Source organism: Leptospira sp. GIMC2001 (assembly GCF_028462125.1).
Taxonomy (GTDB): domain Bacteria; phylum Spirochaetota; class Leptospiria; order Leptospirales; family Leptospiraceae.
Map to the genome: position 1 here is coordinate 2,844,041 of NZ_CP115468.1, position 20,175 is coordinate 2,864,215.

At 37.2% G+C, this 20,175-nt stretch carries 14 protein-coding genes; 8 read left to right on the plus strand and 6 right to left on the minus strand.

The genetic code is table 11. The features are described 5' to 3' along the window. Positions 1–24: 24 nt before the first annotated feature. Positions 25–774: a response regulator gene (locus tag O4O04_RS14620; protein ID WP_272532512.1), complete on the minus strand. Its 750-nt coding sequence runs from the start codon at positions 772–774 to the stop codon at positions 25–27. 106 nt (positions 775–880) lie between these two features. Here O4O04_RS14620 and O4O04_RS14625 point away from each other — a divergent pair, with 106 nt between their 5' ends. The 6 genes from O4O04_RS14625 (at position 881) to O4O04_RS14650 (ending at position 9,335) form a co-directional block, all read left to right on the plus strand. Further along, complete coding sequence (locus O4O04_RS14625; RefSeq protein ID WP_272532513.1) at positions 881–1,684, plus strand: SDR family oxidoreductase; 804 nt, start codon at positions 881–883, stop codon at positions 1,682–1,684. An 88-nt stretch (positions 1,685–1,772) separates the two neighbouring features. Then, positions 1,773–3,473 (plus strand): flagellar basal-body MS-ring/collar protein FliF, encoded by a 1,701-nt coding sequence (fliF, locus tag O4O04_RS14630; RefSeq protein WP_272532514.1) that lies wholly within the window; start codon positions 1,773–1,775, stop codon positions 3,471–3,473. Further along, complete coding sequence (locus tag O4O04_RS14635; RefSeq protein WP_272532515.1) at positions 3,473–4,552, plus strand: FliG C-terminal domain-containing protein; 1,080 nt, start codon at positions 3,473–3,475, stop codon at positions 4,550–4,552. The genes fliF and O4O04_RS14635 overlap by 1 nt, the downstream gene beginning before the upstream one ends. 6 nt (positions 4,553–4,558) lie before the next feature. Further along, on the plus strand, positions 4,559–5,482 hold the full coding sequence (fliH, locus tag O4O04_RS14640; RefSeq protein WP_272532516.1) for a flagellar assembly protein FliH: 924 nt from the start codon (positions 4,559–4,561) through the stop codon (positions 5,480–5,482). Next, entirely contained in the window at positions 5,479–7,392 is a 1,914-nt protein-coding gene (locus O4O04_RS14645; RefSeq protein ID WP_272532517.1) for a sensor histidine kinase, read from the plus strand. The genes fliH and O4O04_RS14645 overlap by 4 nt, the downstream gene beginning before the upstream one ends. After that, positions 7,389–9,335, plus strand: a complete 1,947-nt coding sequence (locus O4O04_RS14650; protein WP_272532518.1) for a 7TM diverse intracellular signaling domain-containing protein — start codon at positions 7,389–7,391, stop codon at positions 9,333–9,335. The genes O4O04_RS14645 and O4O04_RS14650 overlap by 4 nt, the downstream gene beginning before the upstream one ends. Here the strand turns inward: O4O04_RS14650 and mtnC are convergent. The 3 genes from mtnC to O4O04_RS14665 are packed head-to-tail and all read right to left on the minus strand — an operon-like array spanning position 9,306 to position 12,421. Next, positions 9,306–10,064, minus strand: a complete 759-nt coding sequence (gene mtnC / locus O4O04_RS14655) for an acireductone synthase (protein ID WP_272532519.1) — start codon at positions 10,062–10,064, stop codon at positions 9,306–9,308. The genes O4O04_RS14650 and mtnC overlap by 30 nt on opposite strands. After that, positions 10,057–11,415, minus strand: a complete 1,359-nt coding sequence (locus tag O4O04_RS14660; RefSeq protein WP_442915967.1) for an MFS transporter — start codon at positions 11,413–11,415, stop codon at positions 10,057–10,059. The genes mtnC and O4O04_RS14660 overlap by 8 nt, the downstream gene beginning before the upstream one ends. Next, positions 11,399–12,421 (minus strand): hypothetical protein, encoded by a 1,023-nt coding sequence (locus O4O04_RS14665; RefSeq protein ID WP_272532521.1) that lies wholly within the window; start codon positions 12,419–12,421, stop codon positions 11,399–11,401. The genes O4O04_RS14660 and O4O04_RS14665 overlap by 17 nt, the downstream gene beginning before the upstream one ends. 108 nt (positions 12,422–12,529) lie before the next feature. Here O4O04_RS14665 and O4O04_RS14670 point away from each other — a divergent pair, with 108 nt between their 5' ends. Continuing rightward, positions 12,530–13,357: a WecB/TagA/CpsF family glycosyltransferase gene (locus O4O04_RS14670; RefSeq protein ID WP_272532522.1), complete on the plus strand. Its 828-nt coding sequence runs from the start codon at positions 12,530–12,532 to the stop codon at positions 13,355–13,357. Between the two features lie 23 nt (positions 13,358–13,380). On the opposite strand, the gene O4O04_RS14675 is transcribed toward O4O04_RS14670, so the two are convergent. Next, positions 13,381–17,169, minus strand: a complete 3,789-nt coding sequence (locus O4O04_RS14675; protein ID WP_272532523.1) for a hypothetical protein — start codon at positions 17,167–17,169, stop codon at positions 13,381–13,383. Between the two features lie 117 nt (positions 17,170–17,286). On the opposite strand from O4O04_RS14675, the gene O4O04_RS14680 reads away from it, so the two are divergent. Continuing rightward, positions 17,287–18,174 carry a glycogen-binding domain-containing protein gene (locus O4O04_RS14680; RefSeq protein WP_272532524.1) on the plus strand — a complete coding sequence of 296 codons (888 nt, stop codon included), beginning with the start codon at positions 17,287–17,289 and terminating at the stop codon, positions 18,172–18,174. Position 18,175: 1 nt separating this feature from the next. Here O4O04_RS14680 and O4O04_RS14685 read toward each other — a convergent pair whose 3' ends face one another. Next, a complete protein-coding gene (locus O4O04_RS14685) occupies positions 18,176–20,173 on the minus strand; it encodes an AsmA family protein (protein WP_272532525.1) in 1,998 nt (665 codons plus the stop codon). Positions 20,174–20,175 lie beyond the last annotated feature (2 nt).

A 20,175-nucleotide genomic window follows, 5' to 3' on the forward strand; every position in this document is an offset into this window, starting at 1 on the left:
GTTTACACAATGCAATGAATTCCATCATTGATTTGACGATCTTTGTTGAATGAATTGAATCGCATCTTCTTCGATTATGAAGAGCTGTTTTTCTACATCCCGAACCATCGGAAGCAAAGCGCTATAATTTCTACCACCAATCATCACAGGAATTCTTGGCTCGATTATTTTTAGAAGAGTTTCTATCACTCGAATCTGATCCTTATCTATGAATGGGATACTTTTAAAATTCAGTATAATGGTATCTTGTTTGCTTTGGAGTTGAAATAATTTGGAATAGAAATTTTTGAATTGAGTGATTGAATGATCACGAAGATTGCCAATGAATGTGAATATCACGTATCCAATGGATCGATCCATCTGCACAAGACTCACTCCAGATTTTTTTTCATGTTCTTGTTGGATAGAAAGACCACGCCATAACATGCTGATTTTTGCAATGAGTTTGTCTAGTTGAAATGGTTTAGCAATATAATCTGATATTCCAAGTCTTGCACATTCAAGCAAAGTATCCTTATCTCGCTTTACCGTTAGCATAATTACAGAAACTCGCCTCATCATTGCATCAGCTCGAATCAGCTTAAGGACATTTACACCATTGATTCCCGGTAAATTTATATCAAGAATGACAATATCATAGAAATATTTTTTTAATAAAGAGAGTCCTTCTTCACCAGTTGAGACAATAGTTGGATGAAGATCTAAATCTTCCACTGCGAGCTTCACAATACTCTGCATATTTGGATCGTCCTCAATAATTAATATCTCACCCATAAATTGCTTCCTGATCTCGAACTTAATAAACAGTTATAACATGATTTCAAATGTTGGCTAGATTTTTTTTGATTTACTTTACCTAGATTCTTTTCATAATTAGGGCATGAGTACAACATTCAAAGATAAAGTAGTCTGGATCACTGGTGCGTCTTCTGGTATTGGTGAGGCATTGGTTTTTGCATTTGCCGAAGAAGGAGCCAAGGTCATTCTATCTTCGCGCAAAAAAGAGGATCTGATTCGAGTTCAGAAAGAATCTAACCTTGATGATTCACGATCTTTGATTTTGCCTTTGGATTTGGAAAAGAATTCTTCATTCGATAAAGAAGCGGCAACCGCAATTAAGAAGATTGGTGTCATAGATATAATTATCCACAATGGTGGAATCAGCCAAAGGTCCCTTGTCGCAGACACCAAGCTCGAAGTCTATCGTCGCTTGAACGAGGTCAACTATATGGGGGCAGTTTCTCTCACACTATCCACCCTTCCCCATTTTCTTAAGCAAGGACACGGGCTGTATGTTGTTGTTACAAGTATTGTTGGCAAAATTGGAACCCCACTTCGATCTGGATACAGCGCATCCAAGCATGCATTGCATGGATTTTTCGATTCTTTGCGTGCAGAGTGTTCTGATTCAGGACTTTCTGTACTCATGGTATGCCCAGGATTTATAAAAACCAAAGTTTCTATCAATGCCTTAGTTGGATCCGGCAAAAACCAAGGCAAGATGGACGATGCACAAGCTAAAGGAATGGATCCAAGAGAATGCGCCAAGCAAATCCTCGACGGAATTCGATCCAAAAAAGAGGAAATCATGGTTTCTGGGATTCGGGAAAAGGCTGCAGTCTATGCGAAGAGATTTTTCCCAGGAATTCTCTCCAAGATGATCAAAAATGCTAAAGTGACATAACTTTTTTTCCGACAGCAAATAAAAATACTTGTACAAAAACAGGATAAAACCGAAATAAGAGACATAACTTTTTCGGAGAGGCGGAACTATGCCTGAATTTCTACAAAAAATCCTAGACCAAGCAAAGGAACTATTCCAAAAGCTGGATACAACTAAGAAAGCTATCTTAGGTGGTGTAGTTGCTGTCGTCATCATTGCTGTAGTTGTCCTTGCAAATGTCAGCTCACAGAGAAACCGAATCACTCTTTTTAAAGACTTAGCTGCAAAAGATTTCTCCGAAGTAACAAAAAAGTTGGATGCTCTCGGCTATTCCTATTCGAGTAGCGACACAAGTATGATCTCTGTTGATCCTGATCAGAGACAAGAGATCATCACCAAACTTGCTCAAGAGAATTTGATTCCTGCCGGAGTTCAAGGCTGGGAACTTTTCGACGTTGAGAAATTCACCGAGACACAATTCGATAAAGATATAAAAAAATTCCGAGCGCTCAAAGGGGCAATCGAGAAATCACTCATGACTCTCAGGCCTATCGAGAAAGCTTTTGTGAACATTGCCATACCGGAAGCAGAACTTTTTGAATCTACTTCAAGCCCTGTAAAAGCATCTGTAATCATTCATCTCATTCCTGGAGTGGACAGTCTGTCCAAAAAAGAAATCAAAGGTATTGTGAATTTGGTTTCTCGTGCTGTGCCAAAATTGTTACCAGAAAATGTTAGCGTTGCAAATGCAGATGGAAGAATCATCAGTGATTTCGAAGAAGATCTAGAAACCGAACGATTGGAACTCAGAATTGTTCAAGAAAAATTAAGAATTGAAGAAGAACAACGAATCAAGCGCTTAATCGATATTCGTAATACTCTAAGATGGTTTCTTGGCGGAGAAGATAGAGTTGATATTACAAGATTCGAATATTTACTCAATTGGGATAAAGAACAATTCACCGAAAACGAAGTCTCTCCTGTAGTTGCTATCCCAGATAACCCTGATACTCCTTATTCAGAACTTGAACTCGTTGATGGATATTCACTAAAAGTATCATCTAAGGAAACCTCCGAATCGTTTAAAGGAAAAGGGTTCACTCCAGATGGACCAGCTGGTACAGAGCCAAATGTTCCACCAGGCTATAAAGATGTTGATTATCAAAAAGCTGAATACACCAAGGGTGAGAACATCAACAACTATGAATTCAATAAAAAAGTAAAAGAAGTCAAGAAACAACCTTGGAAGATCGAAAAACTCTCGTTATCCGTTGTAGTTGATGGACAATGGGAACGAAAAGAACGTGAAGATGGGCTAGGATACGAAAGAAAATATTTACCAGTATCAGACGATGATATGCGATTGGTTCGAAAAAACCTAGAAGCTGCTATTGGTTTCAATCGAGCTCGTGGTGATCAGATCTCAGTTATCACAATTCCGAAAGACAGATCCGAACAATTCCGTCTAGAAGACGAAGAGTTTGCAAGACAACGCGCAATACGACAGATGATCATTGCGTCTCTCATCATTCTTATTATCTTAATTATTGCGATTCTAATCTACAGAGCGATCAAGAAAGAAATTGCGAGAAGAAGAAGATTGCGTGAAGAAGAACTTGCTGCTCAACAACAAATGATGCGTGAAGCAGCCCTTCGAGTAATGGATGAAGGGGGAGCTGAAGTCGAGCTCTCTCTTGATGAGAAGTTAAGGCGTGAATTGCTAGAGAATGCGATCAACCTTGCGAAAGAGAAGCCAGAAGATGTTGCACAGCTTCTACGCACTTGGCTCTCGGAGGAAGAGGCTAACTAGTGAACACAGCGATTGGTCACAATAAAGCTGCTCTCATCTATAGAATATTAGGTGAGAGTCTTCCCATGGAAGTCTTCAATCACTTCTCGTCCGATGAGATCGAGAAACTTTTGTCCAAACTTGACCAGACGAAAATTCCAGGTAAAAAGGAAGAAGCATCCGTTCTCAGAGAATTCAATACACGCCTCAAAAATAGTTTGAATTCCCAAATTCATTCACCTAATAAGCAAGACACTACATCTTATTCTAAGAATTCAATAATTGCAACCGCACCACAGCAAGCGTATTCTCATGCAGATTCCGATGATTCGCGTGCGGACATTTGGAACGCTGAAGAAGAAAGAATCATTCGTGAAATTCAATCCATCATAGAAGAAGAAAATTCAAGCAATACAAACTCTCTTGAAATTCTTGTTGATCTAAGTCCTGAAGAACTCTCCAAACTTATTTTGGATGAGAGTCCAGTTATCATAGCTCAGGTGTTGTATTTTTGTCCGCAAGAAACAGCCTCAAGACTTATGAATGGATTGCCTCAGGAATTTCGTCGTCAAGTATTTGAAGAGTTTGGTAATCTAGATTTTGACAATGTAAGCTTAAAAGATGATCTGGAACGACTTCTTCGATTCAAACACAGTATGATCCAATCGAATGGATCGCCGAGAAAAGTAAAACAGAGACAAGGTCAGAAAGCAGCCGAGCTTTTAAGTATTCTAAATCCGAAAGAATCCAGAGAAATCTTATCGAAAATACAGAAAAAAAGGCCTCAATTTGCCGAAAATATTATAGAACATTACTATAGTTTCAATGACTTACTTCTATTGGGTAGAACAAGTTTGTCTCGCTTCTTTGAAGGTTTTCACTCCGTAGTTCTTGCAACTGCATTGAAGGGAGTTGAGAAAAGTCTCAAAGAAGAGATTTTAGCAAGTATCGAACCATGGATCGCCAAAGAGATTCGTCTTGAATCGGATTCCATTGGTGCAGTATCCCTTGCAGAAATCGAAGAGTCACATCGTGGGATTTTGGATAGACTTCGAGAAGAAATCGAAGAAGGTAGGGTGAAACTATGGAGATTCAGGTAAGACTACATGGCAAAACTCGTTTTCAAACCCATACAGATTGCAGACATAAAAGACGATGTTGAAATCAATCTTCCAGATAAGTACAAAAAGTACCATAGAGATGAAGACGCAGAAGAATTTGAAGTAGATCAAGAAGGAAACATAATTGAGCAGTACCAAGGTCCTTCTATCGAAGAGATTGAAGCTGAACTCAATCGATACCGTCAAGAGACCGAAGAACAAGTAAGACTTCTTCTTGATGATGCACGAAATAAATCCAAAGACATAGAAGACGAAGGGCGAAGCAAAGCCTTTCAGATGATCCAAGATTCCAAAGAGAAGATTAAACTCGAGGAAGACAGCGGTCGCGCCAAAGCCGAGCAAATTCTTGATCGAGCCAAAATGGAAGTCGAACGTATGATTAAGGAAGCCGAGATGAAGGTTGCCGAAATCGAACATGAAGCTTATCAGAAAGGATATGATGCAGGTCGAGAAGTTGGTTTCAAAAAAGGTCAAGGGGAAGTTCGACGTCTGATTGACCGCTTGGGAACCATTGTTGGTAAAGCTATTGATATTCGTGAAGAGATTCTTGCCGCATCAGAGAAGCAAATGGTGGAAATGATTCTCATCATAGCAAGAAAGGTAATCAAAGATGAGATCATTGAAAGGAAAGAAATTGTTCTAAATAATATCAGAGAAGCCTTGAAGCGAATCAAGGATCGTGATAGAGTGGACATTCGAGTGAATTTCCAAGATCTGGAACTCACGACCCAACATAAGGACGAACTTATTAAGCTAATGGAATCTCTGAGAAAAGTAAATATATACGAAGACTCTCGTGTTGACCGCGGTGGTGTTATTATCGAAACCGACGTTGGTGCAATTGATGCGAGAATTTCTACTCAGTTGAAGGAGATTGAAGAGGCTATAAGAAACGCTGAACCAATATGATAGGCTTTTCTTATAAACGATTCAACTCAATCCTTCTTTTCGCTATTGCTTTTAGTCTATTCTTAGTTGGAAATGATATCAAAGCAGAGTCATGTGGATCTTTGATTTATGATTTGAATTCCGATCTACATTTTTCTAATGCTTGGCAATTTAGAAAAGGGGATAATCTAGATTGGAAAGAACTTTCTGTTGAGGAAAGCTTCTGGGTCAGTCGCAACATTCCTGATTACGGAATCAGCAAGACAGAAAATATTTCCGGTTATCATTGGTATCGATGCAAGATCGTTCTAGCTGAAAATTTCATACAACCTAAGAAACCCTTAGGACTTCACCTAGGCAAAGTTAGAGATATAGATGAAACATATTTCAATGGTGTTCTGATTGGAAAGACTGGATCAATTGTGCCAAATATGGAACCTGATTTCCATAAAGAAAGAATCTATTCAATTCCATCCCAGCTCTGGCAAATGGGTGATAATGTAATTGCAATTAGAGTATATGCGTCTGGATATCAACAAGGCCTCAAATTAGTTCCGCATATTGGTGCGGAAGAAACTTTGATTCGCAAGCAATATTCATCAGAGAATCTAGCAATTGGTTTTGGATATTTATTTATATTGATGGGAATATATTTCCTTACTGGCGCCTTTATTCGAGGATTACGCGGTGAGAATATATTCTTCGGACTTTTCTCAATATCAATCGGACTGTATACATTGATAAGAACACAATATCGATATGAGTTTTTTACTTCATTCGTGAATTCTTATACATTTGAACTGATGATTCTTTATCCCCTACCCGCATTTTTTATCAATTTTCTCATATTCCATCTTGATGCAAAAAGAAATCTATTTGTGATTGCCTATGAAGTTTTTCTAGCTATTCTATGTTTGTCTGTCCCCTTCATCAAATCAACTTATGGATGGAATCTATCCATTTCACTATTCAATTATTCACTTCCTGTAGCGATGGGGATTAGTATTTTTTATATATCAAAAGACTTCAGACAGAATCTTCCCAAACTAAGATTCATCTTGATCGGACTTGTTGGATTGCTACCGACCATACTTATTGATTCACTAACAGCATTAGAAATTCTATCTTTAGATGGGACAATTTATTTTGGATTCTTTTTCTTTCTAGTTTTGATCTCAGTTCAGCTATCCGAAGAGATGGTCGCAAGCTTACAAAAATACATAGAGATGGAATCCGAATTGATCCGAATGGAGAAAATCAAAACAGGTTTTCTTCTGAATATTTCGAATGAATTCAAAACCGGAATCGAGAAAATTTCCACAGTTTTTGGAAAAATGAAAACATCATCTTCTCAGGCTAAATCAGATAAGAAATCTTGGGAAAGTCTTGATGCTCATCTTCACAACACAATTGCGATGATTGATGAGGCTGTATTGCTAAGAAAGCTCGAAAACAAAGAGTATTTCCCTGAACTTTCTACTTTTGAAATTACTACTTTAATTCAGCAATGTCTAGATTATACCGAGAAGCGCTTAGAACAGAAAAGAAAAACAACTCATATTTCTGTTCAACCCAAATCTGCAATGATTCAAAGCGATATGCATCTGATGACCGTTATAGCAAGAAACTTAATTGATAATGCTTATATTTATACGGACAAATCTGTTCGAGTTGATATTGAATTCCAGATTAGCCCAGGTAAATTTACTTTTTCTGTTTCTGATGAAGGATTGGGAATGAATCATTTTGAACAAGAAAATTTATTCAAAAAATTCATTCGAGGCCAAAAGAACGATTCTATACCAGGTGCAGGAATTGGGCTCACTCTAGTAAAAGCGGCAGTCGATTGCTTGAACGGAGAGATCCGAGTAAAATCCTCAGAGGGAATGGGTGCAATGTTTGTCGTGACGATTCCCCAAGGTAAATCATGAGAAATAATTTATTTATACCGATTCTTTTGGCAACTTTGATCGGTTGCGGAACCCAACATAAATTAGATGATAGTATTGATCTATCCGGAGAAGATTGGTCGCTCTCTCTTTCTGATAGATCGGAATATGCAACAATTGAAATCTCTCACAGTCAATGGGAAATTGTTAGCCTACCGAACAATCTCTACAAAGCAATGGACGACTCAGATGGCGCTATCTGGCTAAGAAAAACTTTTGATTACAATCTAGAAACATTTAAAGGAAATCCCGTCGTTTACCTTGGCAAAATATATGAAACTGACCAAGTCTTTATAAACGGAATTCTTGTTGGGGATAATGGTGGACGAAGTGTCAATTTCGGCCGCAACAGAATCTACCCTATTCCGACTGGACTACTTGTATCTGGGGAAAATCTAATTGCGATTAGACTATCATCTTCTCTTACGAGAGCTGCCGGAATACTGTCAGATCCAATATCTATATCCCCACTGGATCAAGCCTGGGAGAAAGAATGGCATACTGCTACTAAAGAATTCATTTATGTATCTTTTTTCTTTTTTATTAGTTTATTCTATTTATTGAATTATTTTCGCCTTCGGCAATCCAAGGAATATCTATCTTTCAGTATATTTGCAATTGTTTATTGTTTGTATGAATACTCAAGAAATGAGTTTAGATTTAATTTAATTGATAACTTTTTATTATTCAAATTCGTAGAATATGCTTCTTTATTTTTTATTCCCTACCTATTCATTAGATTTGTTGAAGATTTTTTAAAATTTCCAAGATTCAAATATTCGAAAGTTTACCTTTTACTATCTGCATCATTTGCTTTAATATTTGCAATCATTCAAAATCATAGCTTTTGGTTTGGATTTGTCGGATATTGGGATATTCACCTTCCTTTCGCTGTAAGTTATACGATATTTCTAACGTATAAAAGAATGAAAGAAAATGTGATTGGAGCCTATATCCATATGTTGGGCTTAATTTATATTTTCTATGCAATTCTCAAACAAATATTTATTGAACGTGGATTCTTGAATGTTGAATCTTCAGTTGAGAATTCTGTACTTTTCTACTTTTTCATTATGACCCTTGCGCTGCGGATGCAATTTCTTTTTGTCAAACGAAATATTCAGAACCGATATGATCAATTGCGTGAAGCAGATTCATTAAGAGAAAAAGTTTTCAGCCATATGGAATTGATGATTTCTAGTCCTCTCAAGACAATGAGTTCAATTTTTGCTGAAATACGTGACACAAAAGATTCTAAAGCAAAGAAAGAAAAAGTAAAAGAACTAGAAAATATTCAGTCCAGCTTACAGCCATTAATGGATGATATTATTGAACTTTCGAGATTGGAAGTGATGAATGAAGTTCCATTTAAAGCTTCAGTTCCTTTCGTAGATTTTATCAAGGAAGTGATTCCAGAAGATGCAATTACCTACTCTATAAAAGTAGATCCAGCTACTATGATAGAAAATAGTTTAGAGTTAATCAATTCTATAGTTATCCGGTTGATAGATTTTCCCGGGATTAGAGAATTCACACACAATGACTTAATCGTAACCCAAGACTTGAAAGGAAATATACATTTTCGATTCTTATTATTTCATTCTAATCCAAAGATTGCAATCCATCTCTATAATGAATTATCAGGGAAACATTTTTCTCATCTACAAGATGCTAACACTGTCAAGTGGCAGATCATAAGACAGATTGCGAGACTATTGCATGCAAAACTAGATACAAAAATTATCAAAAGAAAGTATCTAAGAATCGATCTTGAATTGAAAGCGATTCCTGCGATTTCGTCTGAGCTCGAAATGATTCAAGAAGGAATCGAGAAAGATAAATCGAGAAAACCAAAAAATCATTGGAAAGATGAACTTCGTATGATTCAAGAGAAACTATCGAGTCTTCTCAAGAAGCGGAAATAGATTATCAAATATTTGCAAATTATGCTGACCTTGATCGTAGTTTCCAGGTCGATTCAAAATAGCAACATTCCAACCAGCCTCTTCGGCAGCATAAGCCTCTTCTTTTATATCAGTAAGAAAAATAAATTCTGAATTATTGTTGTCCGTCTCCGATTTCGAAACTAGATCTTGTTTTATGAAATCATCATTGATACGTTTACGAATTGTAAGATAACTATTCTTATCTCGTTTGGCACCCACTTCCGTATCAAAATATCCGCTTATATACTGAGTTAAATCACCGAAAATTGAATATTGGAAGAATAAAATTTGAGCCTCAACGCTTCCCGATGAATATATATAGAATTTCCAATTTTTCTTGGAACATGCCTCAATTACCTTGGGAACATCTTCGAAAAGTTCAGCTTTGAGATCTCCAATCTCAAAACCTAGCTTCCAAATTCTTCCCTGGATAATCTTAAGAGGAGAAAACTTACGATCTATTCTCGTAAGAAATTGCAAATAGGCATTGATCTCTCTTGGATCGGAAGGATTTTCGATCTTTGGAAATTCACCATTGGAATAATCTCTTTCGTTTTCTAATAGTATTTCCTGGAGTAGCTCTGTCTCAATTGGATATTCACGCAAAAAACCCAATAGTCTTTCTGTCGAATAGGGAAATAAAACATTGTGTACAAAACTTATTGATCCAACAGTTCCTTCAATATCCAACAAACAAACATTAGGCATTCTTCAATTCCTCATGCATTGATTCTACATCTTTTTTGTAATTCATTCCAATGATAATCCAGAATAGGCTACACGGTATCCAGAAAAGAATCGAAATTGATAAAGCCAGAGCTCGATCTGTTGATATAGCAAGAATCATCGCTGACATTGCGGGACCGAGTCCTTTTCCAAGATCATCAGTCAAATTATACAGTGAAAATATCGCAGAACGTCGTTTCGGAACATTTACATTTATTAGAACAGCGCGCACATTTGCACCTGTAAGAGAGATGAGAAAACCAGCAAAAACATTCAGCAATATAAAGGGAAGCCCTGAATGAGCAAAGTCGTTTGCATACAATAAACCAATGCATGGGAAAATTCCTAGAAAAGTTGTAACTCCACAAAAAATCGGCTGGTATACTTTATTTTTATTGTAGAGCCATTGACCAATAATACCACCAAACAATAATCCTGCGAAAACACCAATTGCACTGAATGTTACGAGTCCGGCCGCCTCCAATTTTGTAAGCGAATACATATTCTCATAGAAGTCAGCTAAGAATACAAAGAACACTCCCCAGGGAACACAACCAGGAATTCCTTGTAAGAAAACTCCGAGATTCGTTTTATTTTTAAAAAGCAATGCAAAATCTGACCAAGAAATCAAATGGGAAAGTTCATCTAAGTTTCGATTCTCAAGTTCTTTTTCCATTCCACCACGCTTAGGCTCAGAACAAAAAATCATATAGATGAATGCAAAGAAGAAAGAAGGAATTGCAAGAACAATAAAGGAAGTTCTCCAACCATTGATCGGATCAGAATCTCCTAGAATTCCACCAACTAACTGCCCGACACCGACACCCAATCCCATGGAAATAGAAACAAATCCTGTAGCAATTGCTCTAGATTTATCAGTAAAATAATCACCAATCAATGAGAACAAAAGTGGAAATATTCCTCCCAATCCAAAACCACATAAGGTACGCAAAAGCAGAAATTCATTATAAGATGTTGCATAACCAGTCAATAGGCAAGGCACTTCACCCAAGATAACGGTTGCGATCAGTAGATGTTTTCTAGAATACTTCTGAGAAAGATATCCCATGCTAACAGAAACAGCGCCACCTAATATAAAAAAGAAGATGGGAACTACACCACCTAAGTACCAATCTATATCTGCTGGTTCTGTGAGACCGAGAGATGCACCAATATTTTTTAGATTGGGAGCAATCAAGTTCTGGTCTGCAAAGAGAAAAAAGCTCATTCCCATAAGCATCCAGAATGCAAGAATTCCTCTTGCACCGTGGCGACTTAACTCTTGCAATCCGATAAAGCGAAGTAAACTTTTATTCTCATCCATGCTTTTGATTTTTCCTTTTGATATATTCACCGATATAAGACAAGCTAAACAATAATGCAAGAAACCCTATGATAGCAACTAAGGAAGTGTCCCATTCAGGAATCAGATTGCCATTAACAACTTGCCTCGGACCATTCGTAAGTTTAGGTATAACGGGCGTTCCACCAATTAAACTAATTTTTGTTTTCTTTGTACCATTTTCATATTTGACCATGAATGCATTCAAGCCTTCTGGAATATCGTCTTTTAGAATTTGCGGATTCGAATCGGATGAGAATTCCAATTTCATATCCAATGGTTTAGCAAATATAGGTTTCTCATTGGATGGTTCTTCAAATAAAATCCCGTCTTCAAATGTTACATCCTGTCCAGATTCGGCTGGAATCCTATAACTGATTTGAATATCCGTGCTTCCGGGAAGTACGGAACGTTCGAGAAGACGAATTCCATTCCCCTGGTCTTTGAATTCCAATGGTATTGCCATCTGTGATTGACCTTGTGTCCATGAACCCATAATTCCTGTAGCTTCCTGTGGAATAAAAACTTCTAGTCCAGAAGATTGATAAGACCTCGGAGGATTGCTATTGTTCTGAATAAGATAAATCTTAAAAACTTGTATCGAATCCTTTTCCCGAACGATTTGAAGAAGTGAACGAGTTTTCAATATTTTGATATCCGTGCTCGACTCGTAGACTTCGATTTCTTGGATTTTACTTCTCATTGCAGGAACAGGAGGAACCATTTTATTGTAATTGGCTCCCTTATAAGTTGCTTGAATCAAAACAGGTGAACCATCGGGAACATCCAATCCTTGGATCGTAAAATTTCCTGTCTGGGCACCCATCTCACGAATGGGAACCATCCCGTCCCTCAGAAGGATTACTTTGATTTTGTCTACACTACCGATTCCACCGTTGGTTCCGTTTTTGATTTGGACTTTTAAGTCAATGGAATAAACATTCATGCAAAAAACAAAAAATGTAAAAAGAATTAACAAACTGCGATAGAAATGCATATATAACAATATCCTTAGGCAATTTAAGTTGGGTCAATCCCAAGAATGCCAAAAACAATTTGACAGTTTCTTTTTTTTCTCCATGCTGGAGATATCCGACATAATACTATGAACTCTCCAGAATCGATAACTCACCATTCATCCAAAGAAGAACGCGACTATTTATTGGAATACCAGTCAATTGATATATCCAATATTCAGAAAATTGATATTCTTGGTATCCAATTCGATAATGCAACAATGGATGAAGCTATTGCAAAGATTGCATATTGGATTGATAAAAAAGATCGATTTCACCATGTACTTTTTATGGATCCTCCGCGACTTATGAAGTTGCGCAGTGGAAAGAAATTGCATCGAATCACAAGCAAAGCAGATATGATTTTGGCAGAAGGTGCAGGTCTTGGTTGGGCTTCCAATGGACAACTCAAAGCAAGAATTCCTGTAATCGCACTGCTTATGGATCTAGTGAGACTAGCTGAACTAAAAGGTTACACTATTTTCATGTTAGGTGCAAAAGAGGAAGTGATTGAGAGGGTATTTTTTAATCTTACTAGGCATTTTCCAAAGCTAAGAATTGTAGGAAGACATGCAGGTCATATGAATCGCCATAGAGAACTTATGGTTAAGGAAGCGATTCGCAAAACTAGTCCTAATATTATACTTTTTGCAAATGATTTTCCTGAGCAAGAAATATGGATTGAAAACAATACCGGCTTCTTCGGGAACTCAGTTGTGATTGGAGTAAGCGGAGCTTTTGATATCCTATCTGGAAAAGATCGCAAAGCACCTGATTTCTTCAAATTAAAAGGCTATACTTGGCTATGGAGAATCATAGCGAGACCCTACAGGATCTTTCGTATGTTCCGAATTGCTCAGTTCATAATTTTTGTATTGATTAGCAAGATTCTAAAGAAAAAATCTAATTCTAATTGATTCGAAATTTATAATCTTATAATCTATTGTGGTTTGATTAAGCTTGCTATTGAGTCAAGAGTTGGGCTCAGCCAATCTTCAAGAAGAGGAAGCTGCCCTAAACGCTCTTTCTTCATAAGTAGATCTTTATTCGAATTAGCAATCTCGCTAACTAGCTCTATCTTTCTTGCTGTTTCAATAGCTTTCCAGTAATAATTGAGAGATTGAACCATATCACCTTTTCTCTCATAGACTGCTCCGATATTATTGTATACCGCAACTAAAGTCTGGAAAATCTCCTGGTGATCTTGGTCATCTTCGACGATTGCCTTAATCATTGCTTCTTTTGCTTCATATTCTTCAGCAACTTTCAAATAATTCGATAAAGCAGAATTCAACTGCCCAGTATAATAAGAAGCATTACCCATTCCCAGAATCAAAGTTGTATTGAAATAGATATCTTCCTCACCTAATTCCGACCATTTATTAATTGCGGATGGAAAATTACCTAACATATAATCAATCCAGCCTTCATAATAGATCATATTCCGAATTGCTCTCTCATCTTTGAGAGCATGCGGATTCATCTGTGCTTTGCTAAAAAATTCCGAAGCAGTATAAAGTCCTCTTCTGCGATCCAATTCCCGTTCTGGAATTGCAACCAGTGCTCGGTTTGGATAGATCTTTCTTCCAGGAAATTCACGTATAACATCATTTTCCAATATACCTGAGGATAGAAGATAGATGATTTTTCCACGATTGTAATAGATTTTGCCTGGATCGCCATCAACCAAAGTCTCGTCTTCGTCCCGTCTGCCGTAGTTGTCACGAAATTCTAAGTATCTTTTGTCCGCATTTTTAAGTAGGTCTTCTGCTTCGTTGTAGTCCGCAACACGAATAAAATATTCACCCATTCGCATAACAGCTGGATAATGGCTTGGATCATATGATGCAGCAAGCTCAAATTGTTTCATTGCTCGAAGAGTTTCATTTTTCTTAAGAAAGAATCTACCTCTTTGGTAGTAGCCTTCCGCATATTTATTACCGGATATAGTAATTCCGTCGACTTTCTCTTCTTTGTTAAAAATAGTATTCAACAAAGATTCTGCATTGTCATCAATATCTAATCCTGATACTTGATCTTCTGGGTTCACATTGTAGCGAATACGAGTTTCTTCCGGATCAAGATCAATATAAAAAGAAGCAAGCTTACTTAAAATATATAGAGAAAGATCTTCTTCCATATCCAATTGATTCTTGACAATACGATGATGATTGAGTACGAACTGCGGATTTCTATCTCTTCTCCAGATTTCAATAAACGAACTCAGCAAGCCACCATGACCGATTGGATCTTTAGGATAGATTTCTATAATTTTATTATATTCTGATGCAGCTTTTGGAAATTCTTCTTGGTTATAGAATATCTTAGCGATCCCTGCTCGGGCATCGATGCTATCTGGCTTACCTGCATCAGTAAAGACCCTTTTGAAATATTCGATTGCCAAATCATCATTTTTGTATTGTTTGGAGCGATCCCCTTCTCGAAAATCTCTTGCATGAAAAGAATGGAATCTTCCTAGATTCACATAGGTTTGTGGATCATGGATGTCCTCTTTTACTCGAGCAACAATGTATGCTCCCGCTTTTATCACTCGTCTCTTTTTGCGATCCTGTGATGTTAAGTTCACTACGGTTTCAGTATCCGCAATTCTACCTGCGATCTCAACACCTTCATCACTCCATCGTGAGTCCGGATGTATGGAAATATAAGGAACGTCTTTTCTCTGCGACCAATTGGTAAAACTAGGTTCCACTTTTCCAAATAGAACTTCGAAAGATTCATCATACCGCCCGGCTTTCATATATTCTACACCATAGGCATTTAGATAGTGAAGATTGTTTGGATTGATCTCTTCTCCTTTTGCAAAAAATTCTTTTGCATCTCGCATCAATCTCTTCTTTTCATTCTCATCTTTCTCGACTGCATACAAACGAATCGCCTGCAATCCTTCTTCATAGTGGCTTCCTGCACGACCTGGAATGATTACATATTTATATAAACTTACAAAACTCAGGACAAAAAGAATCGCAGCCGCTGAAGCAAAAATTGTATTTCTAAGTAATTTTCTTCTCTGAAGAGCACCTTCCCGAGTATACATCGGTTTGGTGGATATGATCGGAACTCCATCGGATGATAAGGCACGATTTGGATCAAATAGTGTTACCTCTTCACCCAAAATACCTGAGAGGTATTCTGCAATGTCATCTGGTTTTTGTTGGTGTTTTATGAGTTCTAATAATTCTTTCTGATGCTTTAGAGCTATGCGATTGTTGACAATAGAGTCAATAACTTGCCTTCGAAGTTTGGGCGGGTATTTGACAATCTCTCTTTGAATGATTGCTAGGTCTTCATCGGTAAGACCTTCATCAACTGAACCTTCTTCTTGGTCCATCAAACTGGACAATTCGTCCTCTAAAACACCTTCCGTATCACCGCCAAATGTTCCGATCTCATCAAGATCTGGAGGCATAAGGTCGTCCATTGGATCCATGGTCGATTCCAAATCTGGTTCCGACGAAGGCGAAGAAGTTGAAAGATCTACACCTAGATCACCAAAGGGATCTTCATTATCAATGGAAGTTTGATCGGGTGCGGACAAATTGTCCGTTCCCATATCTCCAAATGGATCGCTATCCGAATCGTCTGTATTTCCTAAATCTTGGGTAGATGCAGAATCTGAAGGGGAATCCATTCCACCAAAATCGCCGAAAGGGTCATCTCCCATTCCACCTGAATCAGCAGTAGCTCCAAGATCTCCGAACGGATCGTCCGTCGAAACTGAATCAGAAGATCCAATGTCTCCAAACGGATCATCATCCATACCAGTTGCTTGAGCTCCAGGAGACTCCATAGCACCAAAGTCAGAGAACGGATCATCACCTAATGAGTCCGCTGTGTCAGTTCCACCTAAATCACCAAATGGATCGTCCGTATTATCAGCAGTTGCAGTTCCAGTATCCGCAAAAGGATCTTCCGCTGAATCAAAACCAAAATCATCTCCACCACTTTCAGCAGGACTCGTTGGTTCTGCGCCTAGATCAGCAAAAGGATCGTCAGCAAGTTGTGGCTCCGATATATCCTCAGTTTCTTCTTTGGGTGTTGCTTCTGGTTGTCCTAAATCTCCAAAAATATCATCATCTGAATCTTTTGTTCCTGATTCTGAACTATCCAGATCATTGCCGAAATCATTTGAACCAAAATCGTCTGCACCGAAATCATTGCCTAATCCGATATCGTCAGAAGGAACCGCTTCGGCAACATCGTCCATTCCAGCAAAATCATCATCCGCTTCTGGACTTGGCTCAGCTCCAAAATCCACGCCCATATCACTAAATGGATCATCATCGGCAGGCTTTTCTGCAAAGTCGTCCAATCCATCGGTTGCACTAGGAGTGGCTTCAGCTTTAGGCTCAGCAAGTAAGTCATCTAAATCTATATCATCGTCGTCGAATGTTTTAAAACTAGGAGGGGCTGGATCATTTGCGCTATCACCGAACAAATCGTCCATGGGGTCTGCAGTGGACGCTGATCCTGAATCTTCATCTGCCCATACATCACTCGCTGGAGTCTCAGAATCATCATCGAAACTTCCAGAATCCGTAGGCTCATCAGAAAATTGCACAGGTTCAGCGTAACCCATTTTCTGACGAAAGACTTTCGCCATTGGGTTTAGATCTTCTGAGCTTAGGGGATTCTTGTTTAGAGGTTCAAGAATACCTTGTAAGATATTGAGATCTTCGTCTGTAAGATTATCCTTAGGTTCGGCCATACCAGGTTAAATAAATTATCGGTTTCTCATCAAAAAATAAGTAGATAATTTCGATTATGTCTAATTCATATTTTTTTTTCATCCTTTATTTGAAATACTACGAAATTAATAAGGTAAATGTTTTCCAAATCCAAAATCGCAATAATATTTCTTTCCCTTTTCCTCCTATCCTGGGGAGCTCTTTTCTCCGAAGAAACCCTAGATTGGATTGGTGGCTATTCCTCTGACGATATGGAGGATTCACAAGCAACTGACTCCACAGAAGAAAACAAAATGTACTACCAGTGGCAAATTGATAGTTTAAAGAAAGCTGTCTCTCCAAGATATATCAGAATGCTGGAAATCCAAAAATATGCAGAATCAGGAAATCTACTGAACCGAGGAGTCCTCTTTACATATAGTGGACAAAAGAACAAAGCAGTGTTAGTATGTGGAAATTTTTTAAATTGGAAATGTAAACCACTTCAAAAAAATCGATTCGGTGTCTTCTATTCATTGATTCCGACAGATTCCATAGATGAAAAGTATGAAACTTTGCGGACTTATGAATATAAATTTAAGGTGGATGGATTGTATGAAGCAGATCCAGAAAATCCTGAGTTCAAGCCCGATGGAAGCGGTTCACTCGTATCAACTTTCTATTTGGAGAGAATAGACAGAGATAAATTTGCTCATTCAAAAGTCTTAGATGATTCAGATATAGAAGAACCACATTTGCGAACTGTATTGTTTAGCATCTATTTACCAGATAAGGAAACTATTTCCGTTACAGGAACATTCAATAATTGGAATTATGAAGCTGACTATCTAAAGAAAAAGCCAGATGGAAGTTTTGAGCTTAAGAAAAAATTACTTCCTGGAACCTATCATTATCAATTCATTGCTGATGGTGATGTGGTGATAGATCTTTACAATCCGAACGTTAAAGTAAGAGAGCCATACGAAGAATTGGTAAGTGAGTTGATTGTTCAAGAAAGAAGTTATGCTCTTGAGAGAAAAAAATAGATCAATCGTCAGAATCTGAATTCGAATCCGATTTACCAAAGATCGAATCTTTAGTAAAAGAAAAAATACTTCTTATTCCGGATACTGCATTATCAACATAATCAGAAACAGCTGATCCGGCAATCCCTCCAACCGCTGCCCCAGCAGGTCCCGCAAGAAATATCGATCCAGCAAAAACTGCGCCAAGCCAAACTGGATCAATGAACGGTAAGTTTTCTCCGAATTTTCCCATATAAATAATCGGGAGCTTAATTGCTTTACCAGCGACCCCACCTAACGATACTGTGATCCTAAAATAAATCTTTTTATCTAAGCCAACTCTTCCAGATCCTACTGCATCTAGTCCGACTCCCTTCATCTTCATAGAATCGATATAAACGATTTCTTTTTTGTATCGAAATTCTCCAATGATTGATTCATAGGCTGTACTTTTGCCTTTGGGCCCAGTAAAATTAATCAATTTACCTATGCTTGCAATGGGTCTAAGAAAGTTTAAATAGTCAATCAAAGCCCCATTATTCAATTGATAATTCCCTTTCATATCAATGTTTTTTGCAAAGTCCTCAATACTATATCCGTTAGTTTTCCATTCCAACTCGGAAGATAAAAAACCAGTTAAATACTTTCTGGTTTGAATCTTCTCAATCAATTCTTTAACATCCATATCTAGAACTTTACCTTTGAACGCTATTGCATTGTTCTTCTCATTGAAAAAGACCTCTGCATCACCAAAAATAAATCCTTTAAAAATTTTCATCTGAATATCGCGAATATATGCTTTTCTATTTCTATAAATTATTTTGGTATTCGCATATTCAAATTGCTGAGAAAATAAATTCGCATTTCTTAACTTAAGATCAAGAGTAACCGTTACCCGTTTATCATAATCTGTATCGGGGAGATCTCTTAATAACGGAGATTTATCAAGATTAGGAAAAAGCCATAAATTAACAATTTTCATCACGGAATCTAGATGAATATAATCCGCATCTGCTTTGAAATAGATTACTGGACGCGAATCAAAGCCAACACTACCATAACCCCGCGCTTTGATTTTGCCTGCCCATTCCAATTCAATATCATCAAATAATAATTTTTGATCCTTATAAGAGTAGCTAATCCATGTGCTTCCACGAATATCTCCAAAACTCTTACCAGATTTGCCAATAAACCCTTCTATGATTGCTTGCGTTAGATGTATTCGAACAAGATCACTATCATTCTTAGCAACTTTGACTAGACCAGATATCTTGGTATCCTTGAAGTCTGCTTGGGGAAAGATTACCAAAATATCTTCAGCCAAAGAAACATTGAATTCTTTCAAAACAATATCACAATTCATTCTCAAAGATTCATAGCTGATCTCATCTCCTGAAAAATATAATTGCGAATAAAATTCAATTTTGTGATTATTTAATTTTCCATAAAAATTGATATCTAAACTATTTGTGAATTTGGAAACTTTGAAATTATTCTTCCAAATATAAATTTTATAATTCTTAGAATAGAAATCATCCTGAAAATTCAAATGAATATTGTTCAGTTTAATTGATTCAGGGATTAAACTGAAGAGTTCGTTAGCAGTAAGTGAACTTTCTTCATCTATATTCTGCCCCAAAAATTGATCCAGGACGTCGAACCCACCATCTTTATTTCGTACGATGTTGATTGTTCCAGATTCAATATCTAAGTTTCTGATTTCAATTTGTCCCAAGATGAGCTGCAAAATTGAGAGCTCGACTAATACAGATTTGATACTTGCGACTTCTAGATCATTATCGTAGATAGTTAGATAATCGACCTGTAAACCTGGATAAGGAAACATTACCAACTCGGAATATATAAACTCTATTCTGAAATCAGTTTTGTTTTTGATCTCAGATATAAGATACTTTTTATACGTTTCATGATCTATATAATTGAATAAAAAAATTGAAATGATAAGAAAAATCAAAAAGAAATATGAAATTACAAAGAATACATTTCTGATCAGACGCATAG

What these genes read in the sequence shown, in the direction of transcription:
- O4O04_RS14675 (WP_272532523.1), bottom strand. Translation starts at nt 17,169, where the DNA reads ATGGCCGAACCTAAGGATAATCTTACAGACGAAGATCTCAATATCTTA.
- fliH (WP_272532516.1), top strand. Translation starts at nt 4,559, where the DNA reads ATGGCAAAACTCGTTTTCAAACCCATACAGATTGCAGACATAAAAGAC.
- O4O04_RS14620 (WP_272532512.1), bottom strand. Translation starts at nt 774, where the DNA reads ATGGGTGAGATATTAATTATTGAGGACGATCCAAATATGCAGAGTATT.
- O4O04_RS14665 (WP_272532521.1), bottom strand. Translation starts at nt 12,421, where the DNA reads ATGCATTTCTATCGCAGTTTGTTAATTCTTTTTACATTTTTTGTTTTT.
- fliF (WP_272532514.1), top strand. Translation starts at nt 1,773, where the DNA reads ATGCCTGAATTTCTACAAAAAATCCTAGACCAAGCAAAGGAACTATTC.
- O4O04_RS14625 (WP_272532513.1), top strand. Translation starts at nt 881, where the DNA reads ATGAGTACAACATTCAAAGATAAAGTAGTCTGGATCACTGGTGCGTCT.
- O4O04_RS14645 (WP_272532517.1), top strand. Translation starts at nt 5,479, where the DNA reads ATGATAGGCTTTTCTTATAAACGATTCAACTCAATCCTTCTTTTCGCT.
- O4O04_RS14680 (WP_272532524.1), top strand. Translation starts at nt 17,287, where the DNA reads ATGTTTTCCAAATCCAAAATCGCAATAATATTTCTTTCCCTTTTCCTC.
- mtnC (WP_272532519.1), bottom strand. Translation starts at nt 10,064, where the DNA reads ATGCCTAATGTTTGTTTGTTGGATATTGAAGGAACTGTTGGATCAATA.
- O4O04_RS14685 (WP_272532525.1), bottom strand. Translation starts at nt 20,173, where the DNA reads ATGCGTCTGATCAGAAATGTATTCTTTGTAATTTCATATTTCTTTTTG.
- O4O04_RS14650 (WP_272532518.1), top strand. Translation starts at nt 7,389, where the DNA reads ATGAGAAATAATTTATTTATACCGATTCTTTTGGCAACTTTGATCGGT.
- O4O04_RS14670 (WP_272532522.1), top strand. Translation starts at nt 12,530, where the DNA reads ATGAACTCTCCAGAATCGATAACTCACCATTCATCCAAAGAAGAACGC.